The 14,842-nt window shown below is 37.3% G+C and carries 9 protein-coding genes; all 9 read right to left on the bottom strand.

What is annotated here, in order from left to right; all coding sequences use genetic code 11:
- Positions 1-1,937, bottom strand: a 1,937-nt coding sequence (locus ACP6PK_RS06405; protein WP_426558751.1) for a polyketide synthase, incomplete at its 3' end; no start/stop codon positions are given.
- Positions 1,934-2,689, bottom strand: a complete 756-nt coding sequence (locus tag ACP6PK_RS06410) for an enoyl-CoA hydratase/isomerase (RefSeq protein ID WP_426558753.1) — start codon at positions 2,687-2,689, stop codon at positions 1,934-1,936. The genes ACP6PK_RS06410 and ACP6PK_RS06405, both read right to left, overlap by 4 nt.
- 117 nt (positions 2,690-2,806) lie before the next feature.
- Positions 2,807-4,066: a hydroxymethylglutaryl-CoA synthase family protein gene (locus ACP6PK_RS06415; protein ID WP_094678774.1), complete on the bottom strand. Its 1,260-nt coding sequence runs from the start codon at positions 4,064-4,066 to the stop codon at positions 2,807-2,809.
- Between the two features lie 4 nt (positions 4,067-4,070).
- Positions 4,071-5,297, bottom strand: coding sequence for a beta-ketoacyl synthase N-terminal-like domain-containing protein (locus ACP6PK_RS06420; RefSeq protein ID WP_426558756.1), 1,227 nt, complete (start codon positions 5,295-5,297; stop codon positions 4,071-4,073).
- Between the two features lie 180 nt (positions 5,298-5,477).
- A complete protein-coding gene (locus ACP6PK_RS06425) occupies positions 5,478-5,717 on the bottom strand; it encodes an acyl carrier protein (RefSeq protein WP_094678770.1) in 240 nt (79 codons plus the stop codon).
- 22 nt (positions 5,718-5,739) lie between these two features.
- Positions 5,740-10,605 (bottom strand): type I polyketide synthase, encoded by a 4,866-nt coding sequence (locus tag ACP6PK_RS06430; protein WP_094678768.1) that lies wholly within the window; start codon positions 10,603-10,605, stop codon positions 5,740-5,742.
- A gap of 282 nt (positions 10,606-10,887) precedes the next feature.
- On the bottom strand, positions 10,888-12,081 hold the full coding sequence (locus tag ACP6PK_RS06435) for a glycosyltransferase family 4 protein (RefSeq protein ID WP_426558759.1): 1,194 nt from the start codon (positions 12,079-12,081) through the stop codon (positions 10,888-10,890).
- 255 nt (positions 12,082-12,336) lie between these two features.
- Complete coding sequence (locus ACP6PK_RS06440; RefSeq protein WP_094678764.1) at positions 12,337-12,570, bottom strand: DUF6200 domain-containing protein; 234 nt, start codon at positions 12,568-12,570, stop codon at positions 12,337-12,339.
- Positions 12,571-13,119: 549 nt separating this feature from the next.
- Positions 13,120-13,416: a DUF6312 domain-containing protein gene (locus ACP6PK_RS06445; RefSeq protein WP_426558761.1), complete on the bottom strand. Its 297-nt coding sequence runs from the start codon at positions 13,414-13,416 to the stop codon at positions 13,120-13,122.
- Positions 13,417-14,842 lie beyond the last annotated feature (1,426 nt).

Genomic DNA, 14,842 nt, shown 5'->3' on the forward strand with positions numbered 1-14,842 from the left:
TGGTCTTGATTATTTTGCTGGTAACTATTCACTTCTTCTCCTTCTTCCCTATAATCAAACTCTGGCATAGTTACAACTATCTTGCCAATATGCTTACGATGCTGCATACAACGGAATGCTTCAACAACATCTTCACTTGAAAATCCTTTGTAAGGTAATGGTTTTATGTTACCAGACTCAAACAATAATTTCAAACTTGCCCACATCTCGGAAACAAGTTGATTATTGTTTTGACCAATTTGATCTGATAAATCAAAAGGAAAATATTTTATATCCGGACGTCTATCATAGACTTGCTCGTCAGTCCATATATTCAGCCTACCAATTTCAATATATCGTCCTCCTTTCGCCAGGATATCTATATTTTTCGGGATATACTCTCCATGAGTCAAGCTATTAAAAATTATATCTACTCCTTGCCCCTGAGTGAGTTCCATTACCTCACTAGCAAAGTCTGTAGTTCGAGAATTCATTATGTGCTTAACTCCCTGTTCCCGCAGAATATCCATCTTCTGTGGGCTAGTAGTAGCATATACTTCTGCCCCAAAGAATTGAGCTAATTGAAGTGCCGCTTGTCCCGCACCACCTGAAGCTGCATGAATTAATACTCGTTCTCCTGGCTGAATTTTGGCTAACTCATGCAACCCATAATATCCTGTGATAAAGGATATAAAAATAGTAGATGATTCTACCATATTTAGATTAGAAGGTTTAGCTACTAAGTCATATGGCAAGCATATAGTGAAACTACTGAAAGCATTACCTGGATAAACTAATATTACATCATCGCCGACTTTCCACTGGGACACTTCTGAACCCACTGCGACAACAGTACCCACACCTTCAACACCAAAGGTGAGATTTTCCACACTAATAATACCAGAGCGATATCTTTTGGTGTTATATTCTTCAAACATACCTAGTACGTTCAGGACTTCCCTAAAATTAACTGGTACAGCTTTGATTTTAACCTTGACTTCATTTTTACCAGGAACCTGATCCTCCAAAGGAATCCAAGTTAAATTCTTTAACAAACCGTAACTAGGTATACTTAATTGAAATGGTTGATTACTCTGTTTATTTTTCTGTACTTCCTGTTTAACCGCTTCTTGATTCACATTCACATTGTCGGATTTCCCTCTCATAATTGTTACTTCGCTAAAAATTCTCTCTATCCTACTCTTTACTTCTGGTTGATGAAAAGTTATTTCGTGCATAGCTAACTCTTCATCTAGAAATTCTGAAAGCTCTTTCTTAATTCTTGAGGTTAAGTGATTCTTGAAGGTGATTAAAGATAATCTCGGTTTTTCTGCAATTGTATTCGCCATTTCAATGGCAAAGTTTAATACTTCCGCTCTTGGTAAAACTGGATAACTGACACCTCTTTTTACTAATTCATCACCCCTATAGTTTTTGGCAGTGTACATCATCTCCTGCCCTAAAGCAAAACCCATTTTTTCTGGTAAGAGAAAGGTAGCCCCCATGCCTGGTGTAAAACCATATCTCATGAAATTACCTGTATAGATGCTTTCTTTACTTAAGACAACTAAGTCAGCATATAAACCTAAAAGCAACCCCACACCAATTGAGTGACCCTGCATAGCTGCAATTACTGGTATTTCACAGTCTAGTGCTACCCTGAAAAAATTGAACTCATTAATTGTATATTCTTTGTTATAAAATCTAATTAGCTCTTCTTTTGTCCCTCCGGATGAAAAATAATTACCATAACCGGTGAAAACAACTACTTTATAGTTCTGGTTTTGCGCAACTGCATTAAAACATTTGTGTAATCCCTCAACAATTCCCTGAGAAAAACCATTCTTAGTCTTCTCATCTTTCATTGTGATTTGCACAACACCATTGCCTAATTCTGCCAGTTCTACCACTTCAGAATTGTTACTTACTGAGTCCTGATTAAAATTCAGCTTTGTCATGGAAGTCCCCCATTTTTTACAAATTGTCCAATTCTTTCTTTCGCAGTAGTAGAAAGTATCATATCAGCAGCTTTGTTAACTACTAATTCTTGAGTTTCTGCTTGAATAATCCATAACTTATTAGTTAAGTCTTTTAATTCTTTGACTGCTGATGATGGTAAGCATTTTAAACGTCTAATATATTTACCTACTATTTTATTAGTATCGTTGCTATATTCATCAACTAAACCCCAGTTATAAGCCTCTTCTGCTGATATTGTTTGAGTTGTTAGTGATAAACGGTAGGCTTTTTGATATCCTATTCTCCGAATCAAAAATGGCAATACACAAGCTGGCAATAAACCAAATAATAGTTCTGTATTGGCAAATGTAGCAGTTTCATCGGCAATAACTAGATCGCTTGCTGCTACAAAACCCATCCCCCCCGCTTGCACTTTCCCACGCACAAGTGACAAAATTACTTTGCTACTTTGAGCCATTTGTTTCAGGATGTTGTAGTAACCATTTAAAGTTATTTTTGGATCTATCCCCTCGGCACCTGCTACTTCTTGAAAATCCATCCCTGCACAAAACACATCAGGTAGTCCTTCTAGGATAACTACTTTAACTGTTTCCTCCGCGTCAGCCCCTTGTAAAGCTGACAATAATTCTTGAGTTAGTTGGTTGTTGATGGTATTGTTAGCTTCTGGACGATAGATTTGAATTCTTTGTACAACTGCTTTATGACTTATCTTTAGGGTTTGATAATACATAATACTATAGCTTTTTCAATGGTTTGTCAACCTGGATTGATCGTGTTTTTTTTCGGCTCTCAGCTTTTAAGAGGTAATTATCAATTATTAATTATCCATTATCAATTAATAAAATAGCTATACCCATTCGTATTCTCGGTGAAATTCCTTGATTCTTTTTAAGACTAATCGACCCTTACCTGCTATTTTATCCCAGACTCCAGGGAAAAGTTGATAGTCCAAGGTTACATTTCTGGTGCCAAAGGCAACTGCATTATTATGATAGAGTAATTGCTCATATTCCTCCATACTTATAGAATAGCGGTCTGCCAACTGGGCAGATATACCTTGTTGAGCTTGAATTTGCTTGCCTTCTTGAGTCACAACCCCACTAAAAAATTCGGAACAACAACCAGAACCATAGGAAAACATCCCTATTCTGCGAGGGGCACTAAATTCACCATTGTCAATCGTACTGACTAGGGATAAAAGCACTGTTGCTCCCATAATATTGCCCACTTGTTGACAGTATACTAACCCAGGCATTACCCTTCTTTGAAAGTCCGTTTCAATTTCCGGCGGTTTAGCCCTTTTAAATTTACGCATCATACTTCTATGAGCACCTTTAACCATACCACCAAAAGGGGTATGAAAACTCAAATAATCAAAACTTTCTTGGTAGTCTACACCTTCAACACGGCTTTGATAATGTTGGTAGGCATTTTCACAACAGTCTAGGTAAGAAAGCAATGATAAATCTGCATCTCCTGCTTCTGAATCTGGATTCGGTCTACAGGTATCCATTACTTCATAGCCATAGTAACCGTTGCATCCTACATCAACTTGAAAAATTTGAGGTACATCACTTACCAAAAGAGCAACTGCTCCAGCACCATTACTCGGTTCTGCAAAAGACAAATCTTCACTAACCCCTTCTCCTCCCTCTGCAACTATAAACCGAGATATATCAGTTGCTATAACTAAAGCTTTAGCTCCAGGAGATGTTTGGGATAAAATAAAGTTTATTGCCATCTGCAAGCCCGCTGTCCCTGAGTAACAAGCTTGCTTGAGTTCAAACATTCGGCAGTTACGACTTAGACCCAAATGTTCCTGGACATAAGTACTCATAGATTTCCCAAAGTCAATGCCAGACTCACTACAGGTAATTACCATTTCTATCCGCTGCTTGTCAGCATCACTCAAGCCATCAATGATTGGCTTGGCTGCATTAACTGCATAAGAAACCGGATCTTCATAAGGCATAGGAACCGTTTTCTCTTTCATCATTAGATTCTTGAAGCGGTCCCAGTCTAATTTACGTCCTTCGGCCAGGGTTCGCACATCTAATTTTGCTGCGCCTCCGTATATATTTAAGGCTTCAATGCCAACTTGCTGCATAGCTTTACTCCTTGCTCATTAATAGAGCTGTATTGATGCCGCCAAAAGCAAAACTGTTGCTTATAGCATATTGAATTTCTGCTTGGACAGCAGTTTCTTTGACCCAATTTAGGCTATTATCAATGGGGTCTATTAAATTATGGGTTGGATGGCAAAAACTAGAGTTCATTTGTAATAAAGTAGCGATCGCTTCTACCACTCCAGCACCCGTTAAACAATGACCAGTTAAAGATTTAGTTGAATTTACCAGACAATGGTTAAGTCCTACAGATTTTAAGGCAGCTACTTCTGTCCTGTCACCAAGGGGCGAACTTGTACCATGAGTATTGAGATAATCTATTTGCTCTGGTTTTAAGTGTGCCATAGCTAAAGCTGAATTCATGGCTCGTTCTTCCCCTGTTTGGGATGGTTCAGGACTACGATTACCATCTAAATTTAACCCCCAACCCAGAAGTTTTCCCTGAGAAACTACTCCTCTTGCTTGAGCGCTATCAGCTCTTTCTAGGACTAAAACTCCACAACCTTCTCCATAGATAAAACCATCATGGTTCTGGTCAAATGGTCTACAGGCAAGTTCTGGACTATCGGCAAAACGTTCGCTACCCATAGCTCCCAAATTCGTTAGTCCCTGACATTCATAAGCAGAGAGATCAAACAGACTACCTACGGCAATACTGATATCCGTCGCCCCTGTTAAAATTTGGCGAGCTGCATGAATAATAGCGACTGCTCCACTAGCAGATGCTCCACCAACACTGTATCCTTCTCCTTGAATCTGAAAACATTGGGAAAGTAACCCCAAGATATCAGTATCCCAAACTGTCAGGCCATAAGTTGGCCGTATAAATTCAGGACGTGATTGATAACGTTGCCAGATTTGTTGCTGATGGCGTTGTTGCAAATTAGAACCACCAATGACTAAACCAATACGTTCGGGGTTAACTTTGTCAGAGGTTAGTTTAGCATCTTCCCAGGCTTGGGCGATCGCGACCAGGGCTATTTGTGAACTCCAAGTTGCACTGCGTAACAATCCACTGTATTGAGGAAATAGGGATCTGATATCAAGCTCTGGCAGTTCTGCACCAATAAATGGTTTACTAGGGTTTTCTCTTCCTGGTCGTTGCAGATAACTAAATTTAGTTTTGCCCGAGAATAGAGCTTCCCTAAATGCGTTAACTCCTTGACCAATGGGAGTCACAATACCCATACCAGTTATCTTGATATCATTCATACTAGCTCTCCCTGTTTTTTAACTGACTAATAGAATTCTCCAAAAATGAAAAATCAAATCAATTCTTATCCATAAATTATCAATTACTCCCCCCTTTTCCCTGTTCCCTGTTCCCTGTTCCCTGTTCCCTCTTTTCTGGAGATATCTAATGACAGATAACATCGAAATCATAAGGAAATACTATAACTTCGCTGCAAATAAATCAGCTAGTTCGCCAATATTATTCGCTCCAGCTAGTTCAATACGGGGAATATTCAAGGATAAATCTTCCATCACCATCATAATAATTTCGGCCCGATTAACTGAATCTATACCTAAGTTTTTTAAACTATCAGTAGGTTCTAAGGGAACTTCTTCTAATTCTGGTGCTATTTCACGAGTGTATTTTCTAATTATGTTGAGTATTTGTTCTTTGCTCATATCGTTCTCTTAAAATTTATTTTTAAACTCTAGCCTGTTGTTTGATCTGTTTAACCAGTTGGTTTGCCTCCTGGACAGTCAACTCATTATTAGCCACCTTATTTAGGATCGCACGCAAGCGTTCTTTTTGACTCATCTCATCTGAAGATGCTCCTGATGAACCGTTATTTGGTGAATATCCTTGGGGAGCAGCTCCATTGCCATTACCTTGAGTTAATTTACTGTTGCCACTAGCAGCAATTTCCTGGGCAATATATGGCGCTAAGTCTAACAAGGTAGGATAATCATACAACTTGGTAGCTTTGAGGTTTAAGTTGTAAGTTTGATTAATTGTGTTTGTCAATTCTACCCCAATAATTGAGTCTAACCCTAAATCCACAAATTTCTTATCTTCGGCTATTTCGCTGATATCTGTATAAAGAGCTTCCGCTAATTGTGCTTTGAGAGTCTGCTTTACTTCTGATACGTTTACCTGGTTTACCTGAGTTTGAGGCAATGGTTGTAAAGTTTTTAACGGTTGCTGAGTTTGAGGAACCGAACCTACCTGATTAACTTGGGAGTTTGTGCCCTGAGTTGATAAGATTTGGGCAATATATGGCGCTAACTCTAATAAAGTAGGATAATCATACAACTTCGTGGCTTTGAGGTTTAAGTTGTAAATTTGATTAATTGTATTTGTCAGTTCTACCCCAATAATTGAGTCTAACCCTAAATCCACAAATTTCTTGTCTTCGGCTATTTCGCTGATATCTGTATACAGGGCTTCTGCTAACTGCTTTTTGAGGACCTGCTTTACTTCTGATATGTTTACCTGATTTACCTGGGGTTGAGTCAGTGGTTGTAATGTTCTTAAAGGTTGCTGAGTTTGAGGAACTGAATCTCTGGGAGAAGGAGTGCTTGATATTTCATCAAAACTGATAGATCCAGTTGCCATTCTTTCTGGTAAGGTTTGTTGCACATGAGGAATGTCTCGTAAGTAGGGAGATTTTAACCCTTTATTAACGGCACGGGAAACCATTACTAAAACACTATCTTTGTTGTAACGAGGTAGAGTTTTGTAGTATCTCGAATGCAATTGAGAGTATTTTGAGAATAAACCCAATCGCTGCTCATCTACCCGTGTGTCATAATCTACCAGTCGAATTACAAAAGCACGACGTAACTTATGTAAACCCGGTTTTAATGGAACTGATCTATGTAAGACATATTTATTGAAGAAAAACGCATCCCCAAGATCATAGGGGTCTTCTTCATAACTATCTTTGATAGTATAATCTATTACATCTTCCTGAATATTATTATAGATAGTATTCGCGTTGGCAACATAGTCATTCAAATCTCCTTGAGATTCATCCCACTTAATATTATTTTGTAAATGTAAGTCAAAAACAGTGTAATAAAACTGACCAGGAAATTTTTCGAGTGGCACATATTGCATTCCACCTCGATATTCTTTAGTGATTATATCTAGTGGTATCCAGATAGAAGCACCATAGTCTTCTGTTTTGGTAAATGAAAATGAACCGACTCCCACATGCCAAGATAATCCTTTTCGGTTTGGTTCCACCGAAAATAGAGCGTTGTGCATGATCATCAAGTTTTTGCCTGTGATGTAATTCAGCAGAGCCAGCTTTTCTTGGATAAAGGAAGATACAAAATCGTATTTCACTAAGTCATAAGCATGATCTGTGGTATCAATATCATCCACTCCCCCCAGTTTCATGCTTACTTTTTCTGCGGAGATATTACTTGCTTGTTTGGCATTGTCCAATGTCTCTTGGATTCTTTTTATTTCTGAAATATCAAATAATTTTTTGACTTGACAGTATCCTTTTTCTTCATACTCTTGTTTCAGTTGTTCAACTTGTTCTCTATTCATAGTTTTTGGCTCCTGTGTTGGTTCTTGGTTAATAACAATATCTTGATTTTTTACTTCAAGATATTGCTGGGTTATTTGAGGAAGTTCTTCCTGAGTTGGTAGAACTTTTAATTGAGCCAATTCTCTTTTGGCTGGTTGTTGTTGGGCTACTGTAGTTTTCGGGAAAGACAGTAGGGCTGGGTTGGATAATTTCAGTTTTGGTTGCTGTATATCGGGAGTATCCCTTTTTTCTAAATTTGTAGGGCGAGCAGCTTGCTCGCGATCGCTTTCCTTAATTTCAGAGCTATTTTGAACTTGATTTTTCTTTGGTTGAATATTGCTAGGCCAATATTTTTTTCGTTGCCAAGGATATGTTGGCAAAGCTACTTTATAACGCAAATAATCGCGATCGAATCCTAACCAATCAATTTTTATTCCCCGTATATACAATTCACCCAAACTTTGCAGCATTTGTAACCAGTCTGGTTTACCGGAACGTAAACTTGGAAACCATAGTTTTTTTGTCCCCATGAGACACTGACGCCCCATACCTAATAATATCGGTTTTGGTCCGATTTCCAGGAATATTTCAGCACCTTGTTTGTGCAAAGCTTCCATCCCTTGGGCAAACCGCACTGGTTGACGCACATGATCTACCCAATATTGGGCTGAAGCAATACTATCGTCTGCTATTGTTCCTATGAGATTGGATACTACTGGTATTTTTGGTTTGTTGTAGGTTATTTGATTAGCTACTGCTTCAAACTCTGACAACATTGGCTCCATTAAAGGGGAATGGAACGCATGGGACACTTGTAAATGCTTGGTCTTAACTCCTGCCGATTCTAATTTACTACAAATACTTGCTATGGCTTCACTTTCACCAGAAATCACGATACTTTCTGGTCCATTAATCGCTGCTATTGCTACTTGGGAACTATATTCTCCGATCGCCTCTCTCACTAGAGATTCTGATGCTAACAAGGACACCATCTCCCCACCGGGGGGTAACTTTTGCATCAACCGTCCCCGCATGGCGATTAATTTGAGACCATCTTCTAAGTTGAATACTCCTGCTACTGTTGCTGCTACATATTCTCCTACACTATGACCCATCACCACATTCGGTTTAATCCCCCAAGATTCCCATAACTTAGCTAAAGCATATTCAAGGGCAAACAGAGCAGGTTGGGTATAACTTGTTTGGTCTAGTAAAGAGCTTGAATTTTGTGCATTTTGAGGATATAAAACTTCTAATAAAGGTACTTCTAAATATTCTTTCAGAATTTCATTGCATTGGTCTAGAATTTTTTGAAATGTGGGTTGAGTCTCATATAATTGTCGTCCCATATCTATATATTGAGACCCTTGTCCAGTGAACAGAAAAGCAATTTCCTTGTCTTGACTTTCTGCTTTTCCTCTTAGCACTCTGCTTGTTTCATTATCCTGAAGAAAATCTGCTAATTTTTTTGGTAAATCACTGTTTGACTCTGCTACTATTGCCAGTTTTTCGGCAAAATGTGTCCGCCCTGTATTAGCACTGAAGCAGATATTTGGTAGGGATGATTCAGTTTGTGATTCTAAATAAGTCTTATATTTTGTTGCTAGTTCCCTTAGTGCTTTCTCTGTCTTCGCTGAAAGTGTTAAAATCTGTAGCGGGCGCTCTAGAGAATCTTCATTTTTGACTTCTTCTTGGGGTTCTTCTAATACAATATGAGCATTAACGCCGCCGATACCAAAAGAACTTAAACCTGCACGTCTAGGAATCTCTTCTCCTGATTCATTTTTTAATCGTTTCCATTCTTGAGTTTCCTCTATGAAATAGAAAGGAGTATCTTTAATGTTAATGCGGGGATTTAATTCCTTGAAGTTGACAATTTTGGGGAGCTTTTTGTACTTCATTGCTAATAAGACTTTGATTAATCCAGCAATTCCTGCTGCTCCTTCCAAATGACCTACGTTACTTTTGACTGCTCCTATACCACAGTAGGGTTTCTCAGTTTTTTCTACTCCATACTGCTGATAAAGTTGTCTGTAAGCTCTTTTCAAAGCATTAATTTCTATCGGGTCTCCCAATGGTGTGCCCGTTCCATGGGATTCTATATAAGATACTGTATCTGGAGAAATATTAGCGTTACTATAGGCTGCACGAATTACTTGCGCTTGGGAGTACACATTAGGAGATGTTATGGTTCTTGCTCTTCCTCCGTGATTAATTGCACTTCCTTGAATGACACTATAAATCCGATCGCCATCTTCTATTGCTTTTGTCAGAGGTTTTAATAATACAACTCCTGCTCCTTCTCCCCTCACATAACCATCAGCATCACTACTAAATGTTCGGCATTGTCCTGTTGGCGACAACATTCCCAATTGACTCATCTGGATGTATGTTGTTGAGGTGAATAACACACTTATCCCACCTACTAATGCCATTTCACATTCTGATTCTTTGAGGGATTTAAGTGCGTAATGAATAGCTACCAGTGAACTTGAACAAGCTGTATCAATGGGAATACTTGGACCGTGAAAGTTAAAAAATGAAGAGATGCGGTTGGGAATCATACAAGTCCAAGTCCCTGTTCCACTATGACCTTCTACATTTTCTTGATCTCGGTTCATTAATAGAATGGAGTCATAGTTACACGCCCCCATAAAAACACCTACATCTTTACCTGAAAGTTCAGATGGTGAGTAACCTCCATCTTCTATACAAGACCAGCTCAATTCCAACATAATTCTATGTTGTGGGTCTACTTTTCCTGCTTCTCTACGAGAGATACTAAAAAACTCTGCGTCGAACTCATCTATCCCTTTTACTAATCCTCCCCACTTACTTATTGTCTTATTTGGTTGATTAGGAATAGGGGAATAATGCTTTTCTATTTCCCATCTTTGGGGAGGAATTTCAGTGATGCTATTTACTCCTGCCTCCATATTTTCCCAGAACTGGTTATAGTCATCTGCTCCTGGAAATCGACAAGCAATGCCAATAATTGCTATTAGGTCGCTCTTTTGTTGTTCCTTCATAAAATCAACCAATACAAATATTCATTGTTCTAGGTTTTAGGACTTGATATAAATCTGGCTCATTAGTTATCGTATGACAGAGAAGGTCAAAAGTCATGCATTCATTAAGAAAAAAGGAAGAATTTAAGCAAGGAAACTTTTTTAGACTATAGTTAGTAGTAGAGTAGTAAATGCAATAACTTGTTGATAACTGGAGGATTTTATCTAATTCCTAATTTGATTCACCCTAATTTGAAGTTAGGAAAAAATCGGCTTTATCTTTAATCCAACTTCTTTATTTTGCTATCCAGCTTCTTTATTTTGCTCTATTAGCCCCAGTGTATCTAAAGTAGTTGATTTTGAATCATTAATGATACTCAAAATATCCCAAGCCACCCTTGACCAACTGTAATATAATTCAGCTAGCTCGCGTCCTGTTCTTCCCATTTCTTCACTCTCTTTTGGCCTTGACAATAAGTAGTCTATCTGAGTAGCAAATGCGTCAGAATTTTCGTAGTCTGTGATTACAATACCATTTTTACCTGGAATAATTACTTCAGGGTTGCCTCCCCTAGCAGTAGTAATAGTACATAGTCCACTAGCCATTGCCTCGTAATGCACCCTAGCTAGAGGTTCTTCCCATTGAGATGCACATACAAATATATCACCTAATAGGAAATAATCTGCAACTTCAGATGGTGGAATAAATCCTGTCATCTGAACTGCTGGTCCCAATTTTTCGGCTTCTGCTTTAATTTCACGGACATAATCATTTTCCTTATTATGACCGTACCATTTACTACCTACTAGCAATAATACAGCAGATGGGTGTTTTTTTATTACTTTGGCGATCGCAGATATTAACAGATGAGGTCCTTTTTTATCTGTTAATCTACCCACACAAAGGATTACTTGTTTATCTTCTAAACCATGAACAGCCAACATTTCTTTTCGTTTTTCTTCTGCCGCTTCTATCCACTTAGGCTGAAAGCGTTTGAGGTCTACTCCAGCATATACAGGTTGTAGCTTGTGTTTATATTCTGGAAATAATTTTGCTATCCCATCAGCAATAAATTTACTGACTGTCACTACTTTTTCTACTCTTTCCAAGCAGATAATTGCCTCTTGTGGGTCAATTTTCTTATCATGGAACATTTCGTTGTGCATACTAAGTAGAAAGCGACTCTCTGGAGCTGCCTTAGCTACTATGGATAAATATTTGGGGCGATTGTAAATTACTATCCAATCAAATTTTTGGCCTCCTACAAAATTGGCTACAGCTTGATAGTATTCCTCAGAAGTTTCTCTAGGAGCACGCTCGTAGCGAATATTGTCTCTAATTTCCCTATCTGGTAGATCGGGGTCTGCCACTGAGAATACTGTAATTTCATGCTCTCGTTTTAGGTAAGGTAGAATACCATCTATATATGTTTGAATAGCTCCACCTCTTATACAAGGTACTGGTAATTTTTCTGTACAAACTAATAGTATCTTCACTTGATCTATTTCAATTCCTTGTGTGACTGAGGTGTTTGATTTATTTGTGTGTTTTAGTTATCTAGATGCCCTTAATAAAGATTATGGGATCATTTATTATCTATATAAACGGAAACTGCTTAGATGCAATTTCCGTACTTTAAAAGTTTATACGGTTAGGTACTTAATAGCTATTTATTTAGTGAATAGAATTATTCTATTCACTCCGAACTACACTACTAAGTTCTTACTACCCGGAAACTTCTATTTTTATTTTTAACCTAGGAGACCACCGTCTTTTTTCTTTTTATTGACGATAGCTATTACAGGTTGTACATTCTCTCCAATTTCACCTGCCTCTTGTAGTTGTTCAATAGTTTTAGCTATTTTTTTGAAGATCTTTCCTTCACCCTTACGCAAGTCTTTAATATCATCGCTTTTTGCTGCAGGAAACTCCAGAATAATAGTGTTTGCCTCCTGAGGCTTCTTCGTTTCTCCTGACATTACCATTTTTTATTTCTCCTCATCAAAATTTTCAGTTAAATACCATCACATATCCAAAATCTACTCGACAGCTAGCATTACTATCTCTTTAAAGATTCTACTTTAGATTTATCATGCCAACTTGTTGATTTCGATTTTAGTATTTTGTTTGGGAATATTTTAGTAACTAGCCACAAAATAAGCAATAAATAAGGAAGAAATTTACTAACTAATGTGACTGTTACCTATGGGCTTTATTTTTTTACGGTTGTTATTTTGGGATTAAAATTATCTAGGAGTAAAATAATTAACACACAAGATAATATAAATCACCTATTTTTTGCTTTTAGCTGTATATAGACCTTTTTAGACCTGAAGTTATTGGAACTTGGAACATATAGGTGTTCCCAAGCCTCAATATTTTAGGTTTCTACTGCAACTTAAAGTGCTAGCCTACCAAGCTTATTTACCTTATCATATACTCTTATAAAGAGTAACATTGAGATTAACATTAATCCCAATGCTCCCTTTCAGGAGAGCATGGGTCTTCTGCTAACTTATGATAAACCAGGGATTTTAAAAGGGGTTAAAAGGGATTTTCAATTTACCTAGAGCCTTTGTTGTATTCTTAGGAAAATCTTTAATCCAACCATCTTTTTTCTTGGAATTAGACTTTTCGTGACCTTCTCGGTATGCAGTAGTTGCCTTATCAAATTGCTTGGCTAGATCGAGTACAGGTCCCTCTACCATTTTTACAGACTGTTTTTTCTTTTTCTTCTTGGTCTTTCCACCACTGACAACATCTGGGGCGCCACCAAAGTCTGAATCACTACGCAGAACAGTTACTGCTTTTACTTTCTTTTCTGAGGCCATATCTTTAAAATTCTCCTTATATACGGGTTACTATTATCTTAACATCTTTTTGCAAAAAAATAGCAAAATTTTAACAAAGTACAAATAACTTTGATCAGCTGATTTTTAGGGACTACTTAATGCATATATTATCCTGTATTAATTGCTGTCTACTCAGATATTTCAGATCAAAATTTATCTATTGACTTATAAGTAATAGATATCAGGTTTCGTTTTGTAGATTGTTTTTTAAAGAGGCAAGTTGGGCACTTAGTTTGTGGGCATGACCATATTGGATGGTGTTACTTTAAGAAAATTATCCATAATTTGTTCTTAACCTTATTTTTTTCTTAGTCCCAATGTCTAATCTTATTTATTCCTATCTAATCATTGACAAAATCATAAATTATTTGGGCTACATAAGCGTCAAATATAATGACAATATACTATAATGTATATAAATCTAACTATATGCTCTAATCAAGAGCAATAACTTATAATTTTTTTAAATTTGATAAAAAATTTATATCAGCTTTACTTAGTATCTTATAGTAGTTTGAACCAGGGATTCCTGCTTCAATATTGAAACTACCAGAACTCTTATTCTCGACAAATTTTGGCTTAACTTTTTTTGGGGACTAATTATGTCCTTAAAACTTCTCTGATTGATACAGGAATTTAAGAATTGGGACAAAAATCTGCAAATGAATAAATAAACGAAATATTTTTAGCAATCTACACCGATGCTCCACATTAGTCAAATCAAAATAATCCCTTGATTTCTGTTCCTACGATGTTGATGTTATAGAAGATATGTTTGTGAGAATAGGGCTTTGATTGGCAAAATGTTGAAGCGATCGCCTCTGAGGAATTTATTTGGCACAAGTCAAACAATAGTCTAAAACTTGAATTTACAAATGTTTGAGATAAATTATATCAAACTAATAGCACAGTTAATTTTAACTTATATCCCTACATTGATTTTCATCACTTTGGTTGATATTTTGGTTTTTATCTAGCGCTAATTGCTACTCTACATTAAATATACCAATTGGTAAGTTTCCCATAATTTCTTTACCTTAAATTGAATTGTCAGAAGGCTCCCATTCAACAATTAACAATTAATAATTAATAATTAATAATTACCTCTTCTTATCAAGCAGAGGATTGAGCAAAAGGATTTTTTTCTTCTCTTGGTCGATTGGATATGGTGAGGTTCCCCGCTCTTGCAGAGCCGCTCCGCTTTATATGTTGCGAAGCAAAACGCCATCTCATTCTACGGAATGCTCCGCTTTCCATGTCGGCGACAGCCGAAGTGCGAAGTTGTGCGGAACGCTAAACGACCGCTTTTTTCTCCATGAATGGAGAGGCTTTATACCTTGATTTATCGGTAAATCAAAGATTATACCCGGAGAGTATGGCAATATCCCATTTATAGATACTGGCC

Source organism: Dapis hubbardiae BLCC-M172 (genome assembly GCF_050016015.1).
Taxonomy (GTDB): Bacteria; Cyanobacteriota; Cyanobacteriia; order Cyanobacteriales; family Microcoleaceae; genus Trichodesmium.